Annotated in this window: 18 protein-coding genes and 4 tRNA genes; 8 read left to right on the top strand and 14 right to left on the bottom strand. The window is 47.5% G+C overall.

Annotation, left to right across the window (positions count from 1 at the left end; translation table 11 throughout):
* Both GZ78_RS07415 and GZ78_RS07410 read left to right on the top strand, forming a co-directional pair.
* A partial coding sequence (locus tag GZ78_RS07415; RefSeq protein ID WP_034833870.1) for a hypothetical protein occupies nucleotides 1–485 on the top strand: 485 nt, incomplete at its 5' end.
* 96 nt (nucleotides 486–581) lie between these two features.
* On the top strand, nucleotides 582–833 hold the full coding sequence (locus GZ78_RS07410) for an isoprenoid biosynthesis enzyme family protein (RefSeq protein WP_034833868.1): 252 nt from the start codon (nucleotides 582–584) through the stop codon (nucleotides 831–833).
* Here the strand turns inward: GZ78_RS07410 and GZ78_RS07405 are convergent, their stop codons facing one another.
* On the bottom strand, nucleotides 834–2156 hold the full coding sequence (locus tag GZ78_RS07405; protein WP_034833867.1) for a hypothetical protein: 1323 nt from the start codon (nucleotides 2154–2156) through the stop codon (nucleotides 834–836). It lies immediately after the preceding gene.
* Nucleotides 2157–2311: 155 nt separating this feature from the next.
* A complete protein-coding gene (locus GZ78_RS07400) occupies nucleotides 2312–4867 on the bottom strand; it encodes an inositol phosphate phosphatase SopB (RefSeq protein ID WP_152558592.1) in 2556 nt (851 codons plus the stop codon).
* 503 nt (nucleotides 4868–5370) lie between these two features.
* On the opposite strand from GZ78_RS07400, the gene GZ78_RS07390 reads away from it, so the two are divergent.
* A complete protein-coding gene (locus GZ78_RS07390) occupies nucleotides 5371–6951 on the top strand; it encodes a peptide chain release factor 3 (RefSeq protein ID WP_034833862.1) in 1581 nt (526 codons plus the stop codon).
* A 460-nt stretch (nucleotides 6952–7411) separates the two neighbouring features.
* On the opposite strand, the gene GZ78_RS07385 is transcribed toward GZ78_RS07390, so the two are convergent.
* Both GZ78_RS07385 and GZ78_RS07380 read right to left on the bottom strand, forming a co-directional pair.
* Nucleotides 7412–7930, bottom strand: coding sequence for a copper chaperone PCu(A)C (locus GZ78_RS07385; protein ID WP_051785910.1), 519 nt, complete (start codon nucleotides 7928–7930; stop codon nucleotides 7412–7414).
* Nucleotides 7931–7933: 3 nt separating this feature from the next.
* Entirely contained in the window at nucleotides 7934–8401 is a 468-nt protein-coding gene (locus tag GZ78_RS07380; RefSeq protein WP_034833861.1) for a hypothetical protein, read from the bottom strand.
* A 57-nt stretch (nucleotides 8402–8458) separates the two neighbouring features.
* Between GZ78_RS07380 and GZ78_RS07375 the strand changes: the two genes are divergently transcribed.
* The gene (locus tag GZ78_RS07375) at nucleotides 8459–9259 is read left to right on the top strand and encodes a TatD family hydrolase (RefSeq protein WP_236631492.1); all 801 of its coding nucleotides are present in this window, start codon (nucleotides 8459–8461) and stop codon (nucleotides 9257–9259) included.
* A 367-nt stretch (nucleotides 9260–9626) separates the two neighbouring features.
* A complete protein-coding gene (locus tag GZ78_RS07365; protein WP_034833858.1) occupies nucleotides 9627–11675 on the top strand; it encodes a prolyl oligopeptidase family serine peptidase in 2049 nt (682 codons plus the stop codon).
* An 88-nt stretch (nucleotides 11676–11763) separates the two neighbouring features.
* Here the strand turns inward: GZ78_RS07365 and def are convergent, their stop codons facing one another.
* The 5 genes from def to GZ78_RS07340 form a co-directional block, all read right to left on the bottom strand.
* Entirely contained in the window at nucleotides 11764–12279 is a 516-nt protein-coding gene (def, locus tag GZ78_RS07360) for a peptide deformylase (protein WP_034833856.1), read from the bottom strand.
* 93 nt (nucleotides 12280–12372) lie between these two features.
* On the bottom strand, nucleotides 12373–13404 hold the full coding sequence (locus tag GZ78_RS07355) for a CNNM domain-containing protein (protein WP_034833854.1): 1032 nt from the start codon (nucleotides 13402–13404) through the stop codon (nucleotides 12373–12375).
* 130 nt (nucleotides 13405–13534) lie between these two features.
* Nucleotides 13535–13611, bottom strand: a tRNA-Pro gene (locus GZ78_RS07350).
* A gap of 392 nt (nucleotides 13612–14003) precedes the next feature.
* Nucleotides 14004–14080: transfer RNA gene (locus GZ78_RS07345), tRNA-Pro, on the bottom strand.
* Nucleotides 14081–14174: 94 nt separating this feature from the next.
* Nucleotides 14175–14251 (bottom strand) — tRNA-Pro (locus tag GZ78_RS07340).
* Between the two features lie 292 nt (nucleotides 14252–14543).
* On the opposite strand from GZ78_RS07340, the gene GZ78_RS07335 reads away from it, so the two are divergent.
* A complete protein-coding gene (locus tag GZ78_RS07335; protein ID WP_201772664.1) occupies nucleotides 14544–15392 on the top strand; it encodes a nucleoside-specific channel-forming Tsx family protein in 849 nt (282 codons plus the stop codon).
* A gap of 119 nt (nucleotides 15393–15511) precedes the next feature.
* On the opposite strand, the gene GZ78_RS07330 is transcribed toward GZ78_RS07335, so the two are convergent.
* The 3 genes from GZ78_RS07330 to GZ78_RS07320 all read right to left on the bottom strand — a co-directional run bounded on the left by GZ78_RS07330 (nucleotide 15512) and on the right by GZ78_RS07320 (nucleotide 17845).
* Nucleotides 15512–15588: transfer RNA gene (locus GZ78_RS07330), tRNA-Pro, on the bottom strand.
* 294 nt (nucleotides 15589–15882) lie between these two features.
* Nucleotides 15883–17244, bottom strand: coding sequence for a class II 3-deoxy-7-phosphoheptulonate synthase (locus GZ78_RS07325; RefSeq protein ID WP_034833853.1), 1362 nt, complete (start codon nucleotides 17242–17244; stop codon nucleotides 15883–15885).
* A 364-nt stretch (nucleotides 17245–17608) separates the two neighbouring features.
* A complete protein-coding gene (locus tag GZ78_RS07320; RefSeq protein ID WP_034833851.1) occupies nucleotides 17609–17845 on the bottom strand; it encodes a YdcH family protein in 237 nt (78 codons plus the stop codon).
* 64 nt (nucleotides 17846–17909) lie between these two features.
* Between GZ78_RS07320 and GZ78_RS07315 the strand changes: the two genes are divergently transcribed.
* Complete coding sequence (locus GZ78_RS07315) at nucleotides 17910–18305, top strand: hypothetical protein (RefSeq protein ID WP_034833849.1); 396 nt, start codon at nucleotides 17910–17912, stop codon at nucleotides 18303–18305.
* A gap of 61 nt (nucleotides 18306–18366) precedes the next feature.
* Complete coding sequence (locus GZ78_RS07310) at nucleotides 18367–18603, top strand: hypothetical protein (protein ID WP_034833848.1); 237 nt, start codon at nucleotides 18367–18369, stop codon at nucleotides 18601–18603.
* Nucleotides 18604–18686: 83 nt separating this feature from the next.
* Here GZ78_RS07310 and GZ78_RS07305 read toward each other — a convergent pair whose 3' ends face one another.
* Together GZ78_RS07305 and GZ78_RS07300 are read right to left on the bottom strand one after the other, a co-directional pair.
* Nucleotides 18687–19607, bottom strand: coding sequence for a M14 family metallopeptidase (locus GZ78_RS07305; RefSeq protein WP_034833846.1), 921 nt, complete (start codon nucleotides 19605–19607; stop codon nucleotides 18687–18689).
* Nucleotides 19608–19716: 109 nt separating this feature from the next.
* Nucleotides 19717–20559, bottom strand: a complete 843-nt coding sequence (locus GZ78_RS07300; protein WP_034833845.1) for a sulfurtransferase — start codon at nucleotides 20557–20559, stop codon at nucleotides 19717–19719.
* Between the last annotated feature and the right edge of the window lie 367 nt (nucleotides 20560–20926).

Below are 20926 nucleotides of genomic sequence, written 5' to 3'. Positions count from 1 at the left end.
TAAAATCGGCATGTGATATAGGATATACATTTTATGAAAGCAATAGTGACAGTCTGGTTACTGCCTGTAATGACAAAACCTTGAGATTGAATGGGGTTTCTGACTGTATTGCTGACGGAAAAGACATTGTTTTAGAAGATGACAATCTGCAATGCACGCCCGGCGAGCTGGTTGCTGAAATACATACAAGCAGCGACTTCCTTCCCGCCGGAAATTACCTGATTACCTGTTCTAATTCCGCTTACTATCCTTGCCTTGGGGAAAACCATCAAGGTCTGTTGGTTACTCAGTGTATGACAAATGATGCGTATAATAGTATCAAAACACTGACCCTCGAAAATGCAGACGAGAGGTGTAAAATGGGAGGCGTTGGTTACATCAGCAACCTGAACTCAATCCTGACGTGTGACCCGCTTTTTAATCTGAATATTGAGTACCCTACCCAGGCAACAGATGTGGCAGAAAGTTTTGAGTGTAAACAATGATGAAATTCCATTGTTCTCTTTTTATATAATCGAGTAGGAGGCGGGGTTATTACGCTGTCCTCTCAGCCGAGTCAACCAAGGGAACCTGCTCTGCCTTTGATTTTTACTCTCTCCGAAGGTAATCCAGAGCAGAAAATTCTGGTAAGAGAAGCCATTGAAGAAGGTGGCCTGGATAAGATTGATCAAATTGTCGAAGCGGTTCGCGCCTGTGGAGCACTGAATTACACTTCCCAGAAAGTCAGAGAACAATCTGAAAAATCCATTGCCAGCTTGCAGGCTCTACCTGACAGGGCATACCGGGATGCCATGATAGACCTGGCTCGTTTTGCAGTAGCCAGAACGTTCTGATTAGAACTGAAAAACCCGCCCGGGAAGGTTCTCTCCCTCCAGATGGATAATATCCACCTGGGCATCTCCATCTTCCAGATTCTGCAAGTCCTGTTGGTTGTAGATTCTCTCCAGCAAGTAACGCCCCGGACTGATGAGCTCCTGCTCACCTTTTTCATAAGCCACACTCTCGAGCTTGTACCACTGCCCCTGGATGTCTCTGCGAAAACACACATAATGTGAATTGATCCCTGAAACCAGCATCACTCTGTCATACTTCAATTTATCCAGCGCTGCGGCCAGCTCCCTGCTCATCAAAAACTGTCCACCCGCCACCGGCATAGGCTGGCCAAACATTTCCTTATTTTCCAACCGGGACAGAATCTGTTTCATGTCCGGTAGAACAACATCCATTGGCAAAGGTTCATGAGAAACCGGCTGCATCACCAGAGGCCCACCAAAAAAAGCATTGGCCGCATGCCTGCTGCAGGACTGACCTTCCTGAAGCTCCATATAAAAAGGTCCAGACTCTGGAGTTCTGTAGGTTCTTAACTCTTTAAAGGCAAAGCCCGGCGCGGGTAGTTTGACGACCCGTGGTTCCGCCACTTTCAGCTTTCCTGCCTGTCCTTCCGTAAGAAAACAATAGCTTTGCATCAGGTCGATAAAGAGTTGCATACGCTGGTAAAGCGCATCGAGCAGTTGCTGTTTTACGACACGACTGACCGGCAGTTTTTCCAAATGATCCTGAGCACTGACGATAGAGAGATCCAGAAACTCATGAAACTCCTTGTTCATGACTTCCAGATCGCTACTACATAGAGAAACCAGACAGAGAGAAACCAAACGACGGTAGCCGTCAAAAAACTCCTGTTCTATTGCCTCAAATTGCTTGTTGGTATTTCGCCAATTCGAATCCGGATGCTCTCCACAGGCCTTTAATCGCCCGAGCAATCGCTCTGACAAACGCAAATACTGTGAAGCTTTCTGATTAAGCAGACCTTCCAAATGCCTTGACAGCGTTTCAGGCGTGGGATCATAAGAGTCGGCCACTTTAAACTGATCCACTGAAACAGGCATCTGCAGCTTTTGTTCCCACTCTGCAGCGGCTACTGTCATCTGATTAATTGCTTTTGACACTTCTGCCATGGGAGGAGAGAAAGAAAGGCGTGTGGTCAGATAGCTGCTTAATGTCACTTCACGAGCTCTCAGTCTTCCCGTCTGTTTGTCGGGTTCAAGACTGGTTGCTTTATCATCTGTTCGACTTAAAGCCAAAGCATCCTGATAATAATCAGAGACCTTCTGATAATGACCATCCCTGACGGTTACTGGCTCCGCATCAAGCATTTGCTATTCCTTTAGGATTTTTCTCGAAATAAATTCCCGATTAAAACATGGGCTCCGTTCACCCTGAGCCTGTCTAAGGGTGGTGGCTCAGCCCGAACGGGGTCTGGTCAAAAAAGGAAATTAATGCCGAACTTTCCTTAGAAGACAGTAAGTTGTTATTTCACGTTGAACCGGGCTTTATGAGAGCGCTGGTAAGCAAACTCACCCAAACGTTTTTTATTCAGCTGAGTCTTAAAGCCTGGCCGGTTAATATTCATTTGCTGCCATTCAATATTCCCTGAGCCAAACTGGAAAGCCTGGCTGAGATTACGATCTTCCCTGCCAATAGGCTTACGGGGATCAGGCACATACCCTCTGGCTTCCACTTCCGCTGCAAAGCGCTTGATAGATGCATCAGCCTCTCCCGTTCTGTCTTTACCACTTTTACAATTGATATGGCCCACCGCACCTATTTTGAAAGCCAGCAACTGCAACCGCTCAATCATCTTGTAAGCGTCTTCGCCTTCTTTTCGATAGTCACCTGATGCATGCAGATCTCTGATTTGCTCAACCAGCATTCGTACAACGTTTTTGGATTCTTCCGATGCACCACTCGCCAGATAATCTCCAACCCACCCTCCAACAGAGTCAAACTGATCAACAGACCCCATCAGTTCAATCAGTCCTTCGTTGTTGACACGCTTAGCTTCTCCCCAAGGGCGGGTGATGGATTTTAAACCACCCAGTGAAAGTGAGTTGACCCCATAATTGGTATTGGCCAATTTCATATCCACTGAGAGCTTATGCTCTTTGCCACTGGCATCAAAAAACACCAGAGGCTTACCGCCATTGAGTTCTTTCTGTATTTCTTTGAGTGCAGCCACTTGCTCTCGCTGCATAGTCAGTTCATCGTCATGGATGTGCAAATAATGTCTGAGTTTATCTGCGCTGAGCAGAGAGGTTGAGAGCATTTTCAACGGGATAGGCTTACCTGATGTCAGATAATCAGGATTATCTTCAAGAAACTGTTTAACCCCTGCAGTCACCAGTTCTCTGGCACGATTTCTGGCTGCAGCGCGCCTGGGCTTTTTATCTTTTATTCCGTAGGCACTGAGCGTCCCTGAACGCAACCCTTTGAACAGAACTTTCTTTTTTCCTTTTTCAGTAGTCGACAGTTCTGTTTGCCCCATGTTCATGGCATGAAACAATTCCTTTGTTTCAGTCGATGGTCTGCCCGTGCCATGATAAGAGTGTTTGAAGACATCTCTTCCCCCCTCCCCCCATTTAATCTGGGAGGCCGGAATCAACTGATTTTCATAATGTCGAACCTGCCCTTCGACCCTCACATCCAGATGGGTAGTGACGGTTTCCCACTGAACGGTTGAGAGCACCAGACTGCGAGCATGCTTCAGCTTTTTCTCAGGCTTATCCAGTCCAACTTCATCCAACTGTTTCAGAATACTCGCGGTATAGACTTTGGCATCATTCAATGGCTGAACATCACTCCGAGATACTCCTCCCGTTGAATGACTTCTGGCTGGAGGAAAATCATTATCCGTTTTTTGCTCAATACTTCTGAGGTGTTCACTCCACTCCTGATGTAGAGCCTTTAATTGTGCCAGCTTCCGAACTTTCTTACTGCTGAGCTGCCCCTCCTCTCCCGAGCTTTTGATTTCCACCATTTCACGCTCAAGTACCTTGATCGAAGACAATACCTCCAGATATTTAAACTTCTCCCACTGCTGAGGACCCAGAGGATCTTCTTCATCACTCACTTCTAAATGATCAATCAAGTCCAGCAAGTCATCCAACTGCCCTACCAGATCCTGGGTTAATGCATTTCTCAGTTCAGCAGGAATATTGTCTGAATGACGCTCAAGGGCATCCAGTGTCTTGATCAGTTTTTTGGCAACATCCCGGGCCTCTTCCGCCTGCTGTGCATAACTGAAATGCTCCAGACGCTCCAGTGGAGAACCTGAGAGAAGACCTGAAACGCGGTTGGTGTAATATTCGGCATTACCAACCAGTTTCATCTCATACTCACTGATATAAAGATCTATTCCATCGTCTTCTATCGGAGTCCCCGGGACTTTGTCTTTATCAAAGTGCTCCGCTGCCCAGAGTCTGAGCTGACCGGGAAAAAGCGTATGGGGACCCTGTGATTCCCCGGTGAGAAACTGTGCGGTTCTGGGAGCATTCGCCGAGAATATGGATTCATGCTGCCTGACCGTTTTAACCGCCAGATCCAGCGCCTTTGAATAACTCAGATAGTCGGTGTTGAGGGAAAGCTGAAACTGAAGCACTTCACTAAGGTGTTCCTGTTCGTGAGGAGGAAGAGACCGCCACTTGAAAGGTGTTGCCCGCTCAAATGCTTTCTCAACCATGCCGGATTCCAGCCAGTATTCGATACTGTCTTGATTCAACTTTCTGACATCACGCAACAAGCTTGAGGCTGCAGTTTCCAGTTTTTTGAGTGTTCGCTGATTCAGTGGTTTACTCTTGAGGTCATAGTGCAGCTGTTTTTCTACATAATTGCCGTATTTGGTGGCAAAGGCCGCAGCTCCTTCACCGGCACTGAGTGCATCACCTTCTCCCAATTGCCTGATGGGAAGTGGCAACAACTCGGCTTCACGGCCCCGCCATTGACCTTTGACAGGATTGTTCGGAGACTCATCCCGCTCCCTGTTCAACAGTGGTTGCAGACATTGCAAAGTCCGTTGCGATGGAATCAAAGCCTCAGCGTCCTTATCTCAAATCTCCTCGAAAACTGTTATCGGCCAGTTTGACCAAAACCCTGCAAAGCTCACTTAAATCAAACTCATTCATACGAAGAAAACCCTCGTATTTCGTTCACAGGTCAACACAGAAAGAAGAACCGAATGGCTTTAATAAAGTGACCGTTGACTCGAATTTTGACCAGATAATACCCATCGCATTTTCTAACTACCGTACTGAGCATGGCAAGCTGACATAAGACCAAGACGGAATGACGATTAATAGCTAGCTATTACGAGGAGTTACAACACTGGAATTGTGTTCAGCTTACCCGCGCAATAGCGTAGTTAGAATATGCAATGGGTATAACTTACTCTCGCCTTTTCTGCTTCTCAAGACTGACTGTTTTAAGCTGATCACCCATATTCAGACCGTCAGCATGCATGGTGTACTGGCTTTGCGCCACAGAGCCGATATAATGCAGCCATTTTTCCAAGCTCTGAAATCAGGCAATACATCAATGAGTGGATTATCCCCCGAAGTGGCAAGGCGTCGAACCTTTGCGATCATCAGTCACCCGGACGCCGGTAAAACCACCATCACAGAAAAGCTACTGCTACTGGGTGGTGCTATCCAGATGGCGGGAACTGTCAAGGGCCGTAAAACCGGACGAATGGCGACTTCTGACTGGATGAAAATGGAGCAGGAACGGGGCATCTCGATTACCACCTCCGTTATGCAGTTCCCCTATAAAGGTTGTACTGTCAATCTGCTGGATACTCCCGGGCACGAAGATTTCTCCGAAGACACCTACCGAACGCTAACGGCTGTAGACAGCTGCCTGATGGTGATTGACGGCGCCAAGGGTGTCGAAGACCGCACCATTAAACTGATGGAAGTCTGCCGTCTGAGAGACACGCCTATCTTTACCTTTGTCAACAAGATGGACCGTGAAGTTCGGGACCAGATTGAAGTACTGGACGAAGTGGAAAGCATCCTGAAGATACAGTGTGCACCCATTACCTGGCCTATCAGCATGGGTAAAAACTTTAAAGGGGTCTATAACCTCTACACAGACACCATTCACGTCTTCACCCCGGGTCAGGGACACATAATCCCCGACGACATTCGCATCAACGGTATTGATTCTGACGAAGCCAAAGAGCTGCTGGGTGATATTTATGATGACTTTTTCGATGAAGTAGAGCTGGTACGCGGTGGCAGTCACGAATTTGATCTGGAAGCCTATCGCGCCGGCAAAATGACTCCGGTTTTCTTCGGTACCGCCCTGGCCAACTTTGGTGTGCGTGAAATGCTGGACGATTTTGCTGAATGGGCACCGGCACCACTGGCTCGCGAAACAGACCAGAGAGCAGTAGAACCTGACGAAGCCAAGTTCTCCGGCTTTGTGTTCAAAATTCAGGCCAATATGGATCCGAAACACCGCGACCGTATTGCCTTTTTGCGCATCTGCTCCGGTAAATACACCCGCAATATGAAAATGAAGCACGTGCGCACCGGTAAAGATGTCAAAATTGCCGACGCTGTAACCTTTCTGGCAGGTGATCGTTCTCATGTGGAAGAAGCCACGTCGGGTGATATTATCGGCCTGCACAACCACGGTACCATCCAGATTGGTGATACATTCAGTCAGGGTGAAGAGATCCGTTTCAGTGGCATCCCACACTTTGCTCCGGAACTCTTCAAACGTGTTCGCCTGAGAGACCCTCTGAAGCTCAAACAACTCCAGAAAGGTCTACAACAACTTTCTGAAGAAGGGGCTACTCAGCTGTTCATGCCTTTGAACAATAACGACCTGATTCTTGGTGCGGTAGGCGTACTCCAGTTTGATGTTGTTATGCGTCGCCTTAAAGACGAGTACAAGGTGGAAGCCATGTACGAACCCGTCAACGTCAATACTGCCCGCTGGGTCAATTGTGCAGACGAACGCAAACTGGAAGAATTCAAACGCAAATGCGCTGATAACCTGGCCATTGATGGCGGTGGTTACCTGACCTACCTGGCCCCCACCCGTGTCAACCTGTCACTGGCTGAGGAACGCTACCCGGATATCACCTTCCGAACCACTCGCGAGCACTGACCCCCCTCAGTTCTGAAACCACTTTGGACAGGCTCCAAAGTGGTTCCATCAGGCAAGAACTGATTTATTGGCCTAATATTGCTATCCCTCTGCCCAATAGTATGAGCCTGACAGACGGGCTCTTCGCAATACAGATGCCAGGTAAGGTGTAGACAGCTTATATTTCCACGTCGGGATAACCCCTTCTCTCTGGAAACAGCAAGGGACGCAGTCGCCCTGTACTGCCATTACAACCGGAGTCTCTATGACTGAAGTTGCCCCTGTTGCCAAATCCTCTACTCAACGTCACTGCAAGCTTCGACAAACGATCGAGCCTCTCTGTTCATAATAACTTCCCGATATACGCTCGGATATCGTTCACCCTGAGCCTGTCGAAGGGTCGCGGTATTGGGCTTCGACAGGCTCAGCCCGAACGGGCTTTGAGAGAGCTTGAACCGGGAAATAAATTTCAGACAATTCCTCAGTGCTTCATACTGCTATGATCCATTGAGCTGTGATCCATCTTACTGTCTTTCATAGCACTTCCGTGCGCTGTGTCTTTGGTTTGCTCACTGAGGTCCTTCACCGGCACGTTAACGTCGACAGCATCACCGTCTGAGAAATGCAGGGTGATATCGACCTGATCTCCCGCTTTCATGGGCTTCTTTAGTCCCATCAGCATGATATGACTACCGCCACTTTTCAGAGCTTCAGTTTTGCCTGCCGGAAGGTCAATGTCATCCAGCTTGAACATTCTCATCATGTTTCCTTCATGCTTGTGACCATGCAATTCCACCCGGTCAGCAATATCACTGTCAGCAGAGACCAGTTTGATATCCTCTTTACCTTTATTGGTAATGGTCAAAAACGCAGCAGAGTTTGTAGAAACAGCAGGAACCGCTCTTGCGTACTGATCCTTGATCTCAACATCTGCAGCCTGCAGGGCCAGAGATGTAATCCCTGTAATAATACCCAGCGCCTTTATTGCCAGAGGCTTCATGCTTCAACTCTCCAGTTCAAATACGACCGTTGTCACTACGGAATCTGATTCAATCACCAGCCTGGCCAGCCAGGTCATTTTTTTATCGACTGTGCAGAACGCGAGGTTGCCAATACCACTGTATATCGACGGCCCAAGAAGTGAGGGCTGTTTATAAAGAGGAAAAGGCGCCAACCCCATCGGCATGTCTCGACCAAAAAACTCCATGGTGACCTTATCTGCTGGTACTCCCTCCAGTCGAACTTCAATATCCAGTGGCTCCAGCTTAGGAAGGCTGGAAGGCTTGATATTCAGTTCAATATGACGATCCCCTGTCATCAGTCTGCAGCCTTCTGCTACCAGGCATTTCTTCTGATAGCTCTGTTGGGCCAGCTCAGTTTCAGATTTCGACTTAAAATAGCTGGGTAAAAAAACCAGTGCTGCCATCAACACCAGCGAAACGCCCAACCCTGTATACTGCTTTATTTTCATCGAGGTAACATAGCAGACTGACGCCCTATCACCAACTGTGTGGACTTCATGAAACCCATGCCAGAATTGTTTGACAGTCACTGCCACCTGGACTTCCCTGAGTTCGATAAAGATCGTGAGGAAACCCTTAATCAGTGCTGGGATGAGCGTATTCGATCCATCTGCATCCCGGCAACAGAGGCTCGCTTCTGGCCAAGAATTCTCAAGCTTTTCAATCAGAAACCGGACTCTGTGCGACGTTATGTCGCACTGGGATTACACCCTTATTTTCTGGATAGCCACAAAGAATCTCACCTTGATGACCTGAAAGAATCGTTGAAGCACCATTCTGAGACGGTTTCGGCAGTCGGTGAAATCGGCCTGGACTATGCATTGGCTGACTCAAATCGCGTTCAACAACATTATTATTTTGTCAGACAGCTGGCAGTTGCTGATCAATTCAATCTACCGGTGATTCTTCATTGTCGCAAAGCGCACGATGACATTCTTAAACAGCTGAGACAGTTTAAACTGAAAAACGGAGGCATCGTTCATGCCTTTTCTGGCAGTGAACAGCAGGCCAGACAGTACATAGAGCTGGGTTTTAAGTTAGGGTTTGGTGGCACAATCACCTACGAGAGAGCCAGAAAGACACGTCAGCTGGTAGCGACTCTTCCCCTGAGCAGCCTTGTTCTGGAAACCGATGCCCCTGATATGCCCATGTCTGGCTATCAGGGTCAGAGAAATACTCCAACCCAACTCCCCCTTGTCCTTCGAAAAATTGCCGAATTACGTGCCAGCCCTGTTGAAGAGATCGCTCAGGCTACCACTGAGAATGCCCTCTCAATTCTGGCAAAACAGGGCGATTGGGCCATGTAGGAGAAACAGGTTCAGTGGCATTGACCCTTTCAACCCCGATCTCCAGTGTTTCCAGATTACAAACTCTCTCCAACTGCTCCGGATGTGATTGATGATAGCGTGCTGAAGAGACTCGAATCTCTTCAGTGAATTCTTCAAGAAAGGTAGACTTGCCTGCTCCAGAGGGACCATCCAGGCCAATAGTAAAGGGCCTTCTGGAAGCTCCTTCACCTTCCAGCTTCCCATGATGAAGGTTGTACAGATAATCAAGAAAAGCATTAACAGCCAGAACCCTGCATTTCGTCGATAAGCAAAACAGCCATACGGCTTGCGTAAATAAACTCCATTAACTTTCCTTAAGGGAATAATTCTGGTGGAGCGTCTGAATATGCAGTCCCTTGATGAGTACCTGGGTTTTACCTTTGCTCAAAACATGGTCAGTGCTCGTCACAAAGATCGTCTGGTATGGATACGGACTACAAAAGGTATTCGTAATCTGTTTATTGCTTCAGCGCCCGGTTACGACCCCGCTCAAGTATCTGCCTGGCGAGAAGATGATGGTCAGATGATCTCTGGATTACAGATCTCAGATGAGGGTCGCTACCTGCTTTTTATAAGAGGTGAAGGCAAGAATGTACTGGGTGAATATCCCAATCCACTGTCTTTGAATACACCTCCTAAACAGATGTTATGGTTTATCGATCTCGACAGCAGGGACTCCCACCCTGTTGAGCTGGCTGAAACTCATTTGGCCTGTTTCCGACCCGACTCCACAGAAATATATTTCTGTAAAAAGGGACAACTGTTCAAAATCGATACGGCATCCAGTTCTCTGGAGCCTGAAGAAGTGCTCTCTACCCGTGGCAACATCACCGAGCTCAGCTGGACAGAACAGGGAGACCGGCTGGCCATGACCATCAGCCGCCATCGACACAGCTTTATTGGTATTCACACACCCGGACTGGATCGTATTCAATGGCTAAACCCCAGCTTTGACAGAGATATTCAACCCACCTGGTCTGCAGACGGCCAACATATTGCTTACCTGAAATGCCATGGCGTCAAACCGGATATCACGGACTTTTGGTTCAACCGTTTTTTTGACCGGTTTGAACTCTGGATATTTAACACAAATTCCATGAAAGCCCGACAGTACTGGCAGTGTCCTGAAGGAGATGGCATCAGCCTTCAGGAGGGTGACAGACCTATTATCTGGGTGAATGAATCACAGTTGCTGTTCAGTCATGAAGTCAGTGGCTGGAATCATGTTTACCGGCTGGATATAAACCGAAGACATGTTGAGACCCTGACCGAGGGAGAGTTCCTGATTCACAGTTATGACGTTGACCGGCACGGTGGCTGGCTTTATTTCACCCACAATGAAGGCAAACATCATGGTTACCGCCTTTCCCGCCTGAACCTGAGTAATGGTTCCGAAGAAGACCTGCAAAGCTTGCTGCCAGAGGGTAGCATTGCCTTTCAGCCGGTTTCCGTTGCTTCAGGAAACGCTGTAGGCCTGATCATGGGGGGCGACCAGCAACCTCTGATACCCGTTTTGATCCGGCCTGACGACCAACAGGTATACTGCTTTGGACAACCTGCCTACGAAGTCGGATGCCGGGGCTTTAATAAGGTGGAAGGCATCAGCTTTCATTCCAAAGATGGTCTGGAAGTTCATGGTCAGCTGATGAAACCAGAAGGCAAGGGGCCTTTCCCTGCCCTGCTGACCCTTCATGGAGGCCCCTGGTGCCAGACTGTTGCAGGATTCAGTAACTGGCACGGACTGTCCTACGTTTATGCCTTCAACCAATACCTCGTCTCACAGGGGTTTCTGGTACTTTCCCTGAATTACCGAGGCAGTTCAGGCTATGGCAAGGAATTCCGGCACCCTGGCCCATACGGCTGGAATGGTGCAACCGAGTATCAGGATGTTCAAGCTGCAGGCGAATGGCTTGCCAGTCGTTTAGACGTTAATGCTGAGAAGCTCGGTATATGGGGAAAATCTTATGGCGGCTATCTGACTGCCATGGCGCTGGCCCGAAACAGCGACCTGTTTAAGGCCGGTGTTGATATTGAGGGCTGTCACCACTTTCCCAGAGAATTTCGCCAGAGACATTGGGACTCGGAAAAATTTTCCTGTATGGCGGCTGAAGAAATGGAAGCCGCTCAGAAGCGTGCCCAGAAAGCTCTGGAAAGCTCACCCTGGCATTACCTGGATACCTGGCAATCTCCCGTACTGCTGATTCACCCTGATGACGACCGCAATGTTCACTTTGAGGAATCACAGAGACTGTACAATGAGTTAAGAAAACGGAATATCACCGTTGAGGGTATGGCCATTCCAGATGAAGTGCATTCTTTCCTCTGTCATGCGCCCTGGGTAGCAGGTTACAGAAGAGCAGAACAGTTCTTGAAAAAGCACCTTAAGCATTCATGACGATTCTTTAACCGCTATGAGCAGAACATTTTCCACCCTGCCTCAATGATGAAAAAATACCCAATAAAATAAGGCTCCCAACGGAGCCTTATTTTTGTCCTCTTTCGTGTCGCTTGAGTACTTTGCGGGCTCGCTGACGGACCATCTTCTGTTTCAGAACGGAAAGTTTATCAATAAACAGTATGCCATTCAGATGATCAATTTCATGCTGAAAAGCCTCTGAAAGAACCCCTTCACCTTCTATTTCGAACACTTCACCGTGACGATCCTGAGCCCTGACTTTCACCCATCCAGCGCGCTTAACCGAAGCCCAGCAACCTGGCAGTGACAAACACCCCATGTCCATTTTCTGCTCGCCAGATGTTTCAATAATCTCCGGGTTTACGATCACCAGAGCCTGGCTTTGATCAGATGTCACATCAATCACGGCCACCCTGATACCCAAACCTACCTGAGTGGCAGCTAACCCTGCACCATTAACGGCGTACATGGTTTCAAACATATCATCCACTATTTTCTGAAAAGCTGGACCAAAGTCAGTAACAGGAGTGGTGGGTGTTCTTAATACAGGATTAGATTCCGGAACCAGTTCTAAAATCGCCATGAAGTTTCTTCTGTGTATTTTGTTGATCGTTACACAACAACTATAGACAGAAATCACTCGGGAGGGTGTCAGCCTGGAGACCGACACCCCGTCTCAGTTGGGCGCTTTCAACCTTTCTGCCCATTTCTGTCTGGCAACCTGCTGCATGTCGACAGCCTTATCACTTTCATCAACAATTTCTCGTCCCAGCAGTGTCTCGATCATATCCTCCAGCGTCACTATGCCTCGGATATCACCATACTCTGTTACCACCATCGCAATATGACAGCGTTTCTCCAAAAACTTACCCATAAGATCAGGCAGAGACTCATTTTCCAACACAGCCATTAGAGGACGCTTAAGCGAAGCCAGGCTGACTTTCTGCCCTTTGTTCTGAGCAACCAGAATGTCCATTCGCCTGACAAATCCATTGATATCATCAGGATCCTCACCATAAACAGGAACTCTGGAAAAGCCATTATCTGAGTATTTTTCAAGATACTCTTCAGTAGTGGTGGACTCTTGCAGCGAGAAAAGCACCGAACGGGGAGTCATAATTTCTACAATGCTCAGATCCCTGAAACGCAGCATATTCTTCATCAGATCGGACTCGGTTCCCATCAGGGTGCCTTCCTCTTCACCAATATCTGCCATGGCGCGGATTTCATCCCTGAGATAGGGGTTCTTCTTGTCTTTAGGCGACAGTTTTTTAGTAATAAGTTCTGTCATCCAAATTAGAGGCAAGAGAGACTTCACCATAATGTTAACGCTCAACGCCATAAATGGAACGAGGCGCTGCCACCATGTGGCACCAATGGTTTTAGGAATAATCTCTGATATAACAAGGATCAGCAGTGTAAGCACCGCTGAGAACACCCCAAAATAGGCATCACCAAACACTTTGGTTGCCTGGGCTCCTGCTCCTGCCGCACCAATAGTATGAGCAATGGTATTCAGCGTCAGAATGGCTGCCAGAGGTCTGTCGATGCTGTCGTACATTGATCGAACCAGCGGAGCCCAGCGACTGCCTTTTTGCTCAAGACTGACAACATATGCGGGTGAAATACTGAGAAGAACGGCTTCAAACACCGAACAAAGAAAAGAGACGCCAAGGGCGACAAGAATATACGCAACGAGCGTAACCACCTAATACTCCAAGTTAAACTAACGGAGGCTCATTCTACAGATATTAGCTCTGTCAGTTCGATAAGAAATGAACAATATTTACAAAGTATTGATACGGATAATGAGGTCAGAGATATGTAAGAAAGGAAAGTGGTCGGGGTAGAGAGATTCGAACTCCCGACATCCTGCTCCCAAAGCAGGCGCGCTACCAGACTGCGCTATACCCCGTCTTCCTCTCGCGACAGGCTCTAAGCCCTCGTCACGGAACGGCGGCTAATCTACCAAAATGATTCGGCTTTGACAAAAGTATTTGCCACATCTTCTTAAATGGATAAAAAATCAGACCGACTTTCACTTTTTCCAGCTCATAGGATACGAAAAATTCAGGGTAATCCATCATGTAGAACAAAGTTCCAAATTAGAGACCCATCGCTCCACAAGCCTGCTTTACTCTGATTCTGGTCTAATCTTTTCAGGGTTTCAGCAAGAACTCTCTTTTGCTCTGCCCAGGATCCAGATCATGAAGTACCTGAAAACTCTATCCCTCACTTCAGCTCTGNACATCTTATTTTCCTCATGACAATTAATACTTGGAAGTCATGAGAAATCAAAAAAGAAAATGGTCGGGGTAGAGAGATTCGAACTCCCGACATCCTGCTCCCAAAGCAGGCGCGCTACCAGACTGCGCTATACCCCGGTTTTTAACCGTAAGATGTCTCCTTTTAGAAGGAACATCTTATTTTCCTCATGACAATTAATACTTGGAAGTCATGAGAAGTCAAAAAAGAAAATGGTCGGGGTAGAGAGATTCGAACTCCCGACATCCTGCTCCCAAAGCAGGCGCGCTACCAGACTGCGCTATACCCCGTCTTCCTCTCGCGACAGGCTCTAAGCCCTCGTCACGGAACGGCGGCTAATCTACCAAAATGATTCGGCTTTGACAAAAGTATTTGCCACATCTTCTTAAATGGATAAAAAATCAGACCGACTTTCACTTTTTCCAGCTCATAGGATACGAAAAATTCAGGGTAATCCATCATGTAGAACAAAGTTCCAAATTAGAGACCCATCGCTCCACAAGCCTGCTTTACTCTGATTCTGGTCTAATCTTTTCAGGGTTTCAGCAAGAACTCTCTTTTGCTCTGCCCAGGATCCAGATCATGAAGTACCTGAAAACTCTATCCCTCACTTCAGCTCTGTCAATTGCGGCCTCTGTTGCACCCGCAGCTGATTACTCAGATGACATCCATAAAAATGATTACAAATGGCTCCAATTCAATTTGATGTATGCCTATAAGGAGCTTCCCAGACCCAAGGACGCCAATAGCGGACACGATTATCTTGAAATGGAGTTTGGCGGACGATCCGGCTTTTTAGATTTGTATGGCTACTTGGACATTTTTAATCTGACCAATAGCGACAACAGTGACAAGAAAGGCTCCTCAAAAACTTTCTTTAAACTTCAGCCTCGCTTCTCCCTGGACGCAATTACAGGAAAAGATCTTTCCTTCGGGCCAGTACAGGAACTCTACTTCTCAACTCTCTTTAATTGGGGAGGCGGCGGTGCCAATTATACGGATTCCCAAGGAAAGGTGGTGGAGAGTATCGACGTCAACAACTCCTTCTGGGGACTGGGCGCTGATGTGATGGTGCCCTGGTTTGGGAAAGTCGGTGTCAATCTTTATGGTCTATACGAGCTCAACAAGAAAGCCTGGAATGGCTATCAACTGTCCACAAACTGGTTCAAGCCTTTTGTCCATTTTGAGAACAACAGCTTTCTTGCCTACCAGGGATACATTGATTATCAGTTTGGAGCCAAAAACACGTTCAAGGGCAATGAACAGGCTACCAGTGGTGGCGCTATGTTTAATGGCTTCTACTGGCATTCAGAGCGCTGGGCCGCAGGATACGGCTTCAAGCTTTATAAAGATGTCTACCTGATCAAGGACTCCAAAAAGCTGGAGTCTACAGGCATCAGCCACTACGTTGCTGTCACTTATAAATTCTGACCATTAACAGTCACTGAACGTCTTCAGGCCACCTGAAACTGAATTGCCTTCAGTTCAGTTTCAGGTGAACCCTCTCTACTCTGCAACCGAGAAGGTTTTCAACACCTTCAGGCTCCTACTGGTCGGCGTGAGAGGATTCGAACCTCCGACCCTTTCGTCCCGAACGAAATGCGCTACCAGGCTGCGCTACACGCCGTATTTCCAATTTATTTTATATCGGAAGCAATTGCTGTCAAATGGTAACAGATGCGTCACAGGTCTTTTGGTAAAGGTCTTGGAGAGATAGGTCAGACAGAAAAAAAGCACACTTTGAAAATAGATCATCTTCAGAAAAAAATGGCCTTGTCTCAGACAAGGCCATTTGGGCAACCTGCGAGTGCGGCTATTCATAAACATCGCAATGTAACAATAACATCTGCAAGCCTTCTGCTACTGTCTGACTCAGAGTCATTCAATAACAATCTGCCTACCATTACGGTGCTTATGGTGATCAGCTTTCGCGCATCTTGCGGCAGTCTTTCAATGTGTCAGAAATCATGAAGGCCAGTTCCAGTGCCTGGTCAGCATTCAGTCTTGGATCACAGTGAGTGTGATAACGATTACCCAGAGAGTCTTCGGTCACCGCACGAGAACCACCAATGCACTCGGTCACATTCTGACCCGTCATTTCAAAGTGCACACCACCCGCATAAGTCCCTTCTGCCTGATGAACCGCAAAGAATTGCTTCACTTCACGCAGTATACGACTGACTTCGCGAGTCTTATAGCCGTTGGATGCTTTGAAAGTATTGCCGTGCATTGGATCACAGCTCCACAATACCTGACGCCCTTCTTTCTCAACGGCACGAATCAGTTCAGGCAAATGCTTTTCAACATTGTCCGCTCCCATCCGCACAATCACATTCAGGCGACCGGCTTCGTTCTCAGGGTTGATCAGGTCAATTAACCGGATCAGGTCTTCAGGAGGCATGGTAGGACCTGCTTTCAGACCAATCGGGTTATGGATACCCCTGACGAATTCAACATGGGCCCCTTCAACCTGGCGAGTTCTGTCGCCGACCCAAAGCATATGCGCTGAGCAGTCATACCAATTGCCAGAGATGCTGTCCTGACGAGTCAGAGCCTGCTCATAAGGCAGTAACAGGGCTTCGTGTGAGGTATAGAAGTCTGTCTCACTGATAACTCTGGAATGCTCGGAAGAAATACCACAAGCCTTCATAAAATCCAGCGTTTCATCAATACGATCTGCCAGATGACTGTACTGCTCTGACTGGGGGCTGCTGGCGACAAAATCGAGATTCCAGGCATGAACCTGCTCCAGAGAAGCCAAACCACCCTGAGCAAACGCTCTGAGCAGATTCAGGGTCGAAGAAGCCTGATGATATGCCTTGAGCATTCTTTCAGGATCAGGAACCCTGGATTCTGCGGTTGCTTCCATACCATTGATGATATCGCCACGATAAATGGGCAGTTCTACCCCATCAATGATTTCCGTACCTGATGAGCGCGGTTTGGCAAACTGGCCTGCCATACGACCCACTTTAATAACCGGACAGCTGGCACCAAAGGTCAGTACTACGGCCATCTGCATCAATACCTTAAAGGTATCCCGGATGTTATCTGCAGAAAACTCCAAAAAACTCTCAGCGCAATCGCCTCCCTGTAACAGAAAGGCTTTGCCCTGAGTCGCCGCTGCCAGTTTCTGGCGCAGTGCTCTTACCTCACCGGCAAAGACCAGTGGTGGCACGCCATGCAGCTGCTGTTCTACCTGCTTCAGGTGATCTTGATTGGGATATTCTGGCAGCTGGATGACAGGCATTTCTCTCCAGCTATCAACTTGCCATTGTTTCATTAATTCCCCTCAGGGCATCACAATACTTCAGTAAAAGGACAGGCCATAGTACAGGAAACCGCCTGATAAAGCCCAACCTGCAGCCAATCGACTTAACCAAAAGTCCAGCCTGCTGCTTCAGGAGCCTGGTCGAGAATAGTGGTCGAGAATAGTGGTCGAGAATAAAATTCTGTAGAACGAGGCTTCAGCCTTGAACTTTCTTAATTTTAGGCCGGCCTGTCTGTTCTCGGTCAGGCTCCCAGAATAAATAATCGAAGGAATGCTAATCAAAAACCTTCCGTTACTCACACTTTATAGTCTCAATCTTACGGCTGATTGTCAGACCGTGAAATCAGGAATAAGCTCTCTTATTAGCACAATAGTTTTACTTATTTAGACATCGATAGAGCGCATCCTTGAGATGGACCCTTTTTCTCTTCAAACGGGTAAAGTGCTCATCACTGGTGGGGACATCACGCATCTCCAGACCTCTTACATGATGATCAAGCTGATGATACTCGCGAGCCAGCTTCTGAAAACCAGGATCGCTGGCTTTGAGTTGGGAAACCTGTTCCTGCATCAGAACAAAATCATCATTCAAGTTGTGTTTAGTTCTAAGCATGAGGCACTCTCCGGATGGATACTCGATCAGTCTAGCCTGAAATACCCCCTATGCAGATGCCTTCTTGAAAGCCATTTCTGCCTTAACTCCCTATCCTGCGGCCACCATTATTTTCAGCCCGACAGATAAAAACTCTTTACACTCGGTTAAGAGATTTGATATACAATGCACTAGTAATTTAGCCAAGTGCATTAACCAAGATGAATTCCAAGCTATCCATGACCAAAACCATGATGAAACGCGACATGATTATGTGTTGCGGGGTCTGTCGTGGATAGCTGAAAAGCAGAAAACACAGCCCCCGCACCAAGAGAAGGTTCGGGGGCTTTTTTTTGTCTTTGTAAAATTAAGTCATTTGACTATTGATTATCAGGCAGCGATCAACAATGTGCTCATTAATAAGAAGTTGTCGGCACATTCAAGTTTCCTGACCTGTTTGCAAGCAAACACCCAAAGCTAGGAAGCTGCCCGAGAAGAGACAGCCTCCTAGTAAAGCATCACGGGAAAAGAAGGAGAAGACAGTGAGCGAGCTCAAACTCAGACTGGTCACCACAGGCAGCCTCGACAGCCTTGAGAAAGTACTGCATTCCAGTGCAGAAGACGGTCTGAAAATCAGCAATTTCTCTGCTGAGCTGGTACCAGAAAGAGGTCACTACGAAGTTAGAATGTCTGTATCAGGCTTTACCAGCCAACATCAGGTGGTCAGTAAACTGGCGATGGAAAAGGATATTCGTGAGCTGACGCCACTGCGTCGATGATCATACTTTGATGATTATGAGCTTGTCTGCTGTAACAGTTTCCTGCAGCCAGTTTGTACTGCAGGAAACACAAGCTCATCATTCTATAGCTGGCTGATCACATAATTCAAACCACCCACAACAGCTGCTACCTGAGCATCATTACACTCATCGTCAGTCACTTTCGGACTGTCTGGATACACCTCTGTTGTCGTACCATACACGCAGTTTGTCACACCACCACAAAGACCCAGCTTTTTCATTGGATAGTTGATAACACCATCCTGAACTACCGGTGAACCAATAATTTCACCCTGATCATCGGCAGGTGCAATATGCGTCACCTGTCTAACAGAATCAATGACTGCCTTTTGAAACTCGGGAACAGGATTCTCAGTATCCCCAACCGTATAAAAACCGTCAGGAACCATTCCTTCCACATAGTCCTCACCATTACGAGCGGCCAAGGCAGGACGGAACTCTGTCTCATCGGTATCAGTCGTTTCATGCAGGTCAATATGAACCAGAACGTCTTGATCTAGACCTGAGATCAACTTCATCAGATTAACGGATTCTTCTGCAGGACTGTCAGCATAGAATGAACGATTAGGATCAATGGCGTCAGGGTTCCAACGATTAATGGTTTCATAACCCCAGGGACTGATGCAGGGAGCCACCAGAATATTAAAGTCACTGATATAACGCTGAGCTTCAGTTTCCAGAAACTTTAATGCGCCATGAACGCCACTGGTTTCATAACCATGAACGCCTCCAGTCACCAGTACAACTGGCTTGTTTTCGCTCCAGTTACGACTTTTGATGGCATAGAGAGGAAAACGCTCTACATCGTAGGAAAGGGCGCCATATTGCCCAACATCATAGCGCTCTTTCAGAGCCATGATTTTAGGCACGACTTCCTTCTGATACTCTCGCTTGATGGTGGTTTGTTTGTACCAGGCTTTGCGTTCTTCCTCGTCCCATTTCTGACCAGGAGTGCCAATTGGGAATCTATAACTACCACCCATTTTCCAGCCCTTAATGCATTCATTAAAAAGAGCACAGTATACAGAGTTCAGACTTGAGCCGCTTGCGGTAAGAACACACGATTACAACAGCTGACAATCAGAATGAGATTTAGTCACGCCCTGTTGCAACAGGCCTGTTTTCATCCGTAATCCACTCGCTCCAAGAGCCCGGATAGAGTTTTGCACCCAACATGCCAGCGTACTCCATGGCCAATAGATTATGGCAGGCAGTCACCCCCGAACCACAATAAAAAACAGGCTCCAGCCCATCGACCATCAGATCACCTAACTGCTTTTGAAGCTGCTGCTCAGAGAGAAATGAACCAGAGTCATCCATATTGGCAGTAAATGGATGGCAGACAGCTCCCGGGATGTGACCCGCTTTGTTATCAAGAGGCTCTACCTCGCCGGCAAAACGCTCAGGCGCACGGGCATCAATCAAACGAAAAACGGGATTCTTAAGTTGATTCAGAACGTCACTGGCTGAAACCGTCATACTGTGATCAACATCTGCCGAAAAATCAGATTTTGTTATTACAGGAATATCTGTCGTCACAGGATAATGACCTGCAACCCATGACTTGAAGCCGCCATGTAAAACCTGAACACTTTTTACGCCAACCCAGCGCAGCTGCCACCAGGCTCGTGCAGCCATGGCATGACCACCATCATCATAAACAACCACGTGAGTTGTTTTAGAGATACCCTGTGCTCTCAACCGTTCAGCAAATGCATCTGGCTCAGGCAAAGGGTGCCTGCTGGTTTTACCGGAAATAACCGGTGCCGACAGGTCTTTCTCCAGATCAATATAACGTGAGCCAGGAATATGCCCTTGACCGTACAGTGCCTGTCCCAATTTGGGGTCAGCAAGACTGAAACGTGCATCGAGCACAATCACCTTGGGATCAGTGAGCAGAGTGGCAAGAATTTCGGGTTCTAAGAAAGGTGACATCTTATAAATCCATCTGAACTTTTAATGAAAAGCCCTTTAAGGCTGATACCATCGGTTCATTGCCCAAGGAAATGCTCAAGCATCTCGATGAAGAATATTGTATGGGAATTACAACGCCAGACTATCACTGATCTTTACAAAGGCAAGGGTTGGTGAGTACCCTCTGGGGAGATTCAGGGTTATTACCCGCCTATCCGTGGCGGGTTTCACATCCCTGTGAATTGGCTATCCTTGCATTTTCAGGTTTCACATCCATGTGAATTTGCTGTCCTTGCATCTTCAATGTATCAATACAGAGGGGGATTAAAATGCAGGAAGAAAGCGCCAAGCCTTGTAAGATATTTCTCACATTCATGTAATCAATCTG

This window comes from Endozoicomonas numazuensis, from assembly GCF_000722635.1.
GTDB lineage: Bacteria > Pseudomonadota > Gammaproteobacteria > Pseudomonadales > Endozoicomonadaceae > Endozoicomonas_A > Endozoicomonas_A numazuensis.
Note: the sequence above shows the minus strand (reverse complement) of the source record. Positions and strands in the feature narration are given on the sequence as shown.

Excerpts from the sequence above, each read along its gene's own strand:
- GZ78_RS07380 (WP_034833861.1), bottom strand. The coding sequence starts at position 8,401 with ATGAAAATAAAGCAGTATACAGGGTTGGGCGTTTCGCTGGTGTTGATG.
- GZ78_RS07325 (WP_034833853.1), bottom strand. The coding sequence starts at position 17,244 with ATGAAACAATGGCAAGTTGATAGCTGGAGAGAAATGCCTGTCATCCAG.
- GZ78_RS07300 (WP_034833845.1), bottom strand. The coding sequence starts at position 20,559 with ATGTCACCTTTCTTAGAACCCGAAATTCTTGCCACTCTGCTCACTGAT.
- GZ78_RS07320 (WP_034833851.1), bottom strand. The coding sequence starts at position 17,845 with ATGCTTAGAACTAAACACAACTTGAATGATGATTTTGTTCTGATGCAG.
- GZ78_RS07335 (WP_201772664.1), top strand. The coding sequence starts at position 14,544 with ATGAAGTACCTGAAAACTCTATCCCTCACTTCAGCTCTGTCAATTGCG.
- GZ78_RS07385 (WP_051785910.1), bottom strand. The coding sequence starts at position 7,930 with ATGAAGCCTCTGGCAATAAAGGCGCTGGGTATTATTACAGGGATTACA.
- GZ78_RS07365 (WP_034833858.1), top strand. The coding sequence starts at position 9,627 with ATGCAGTCCCTTGATGAGTACCTGGGTTTTACCTTTGCTCAAAACATG.
- GZ78_RS07305 (WP_034833846.1), bottom strand. The coding sequence starts at position 19,607 with ATGGGTGGTAGTTATAGATTCCCAATTGGCACTCCTGGTCAGAAATGG.
- GZ78_RS07405 (WP_034833867.1), bottom strand. The coding sequence starts at position 2,156 with ATGCTTGATGCGGAGCCAGTAACCGTCAGGGATGGTCATTATCAGAAG.
- GZ78_RS07375 (WP_236631492.1), top strand. The coding sequence starts at position 8,459 with ATGCCAGAATTGTTTGACAGTCACTGCCACCTGGACTTCCCTGAGTTC.
- GZ78_RS07390 (WP_034833862.1), top strand. The coding sequence starts at position 5,371 with ATGAGTGGATTATCCCCCGAAGTGGCAAGGCGTCGAACCTTTGCGATC.
- def (WP_034833856.1), bottom strand. The coding sequence starts at position 12,279 with ATGGCGATTTTAGAACTGGTTCCGGAATCTAATCCTGTATTAAGAACA.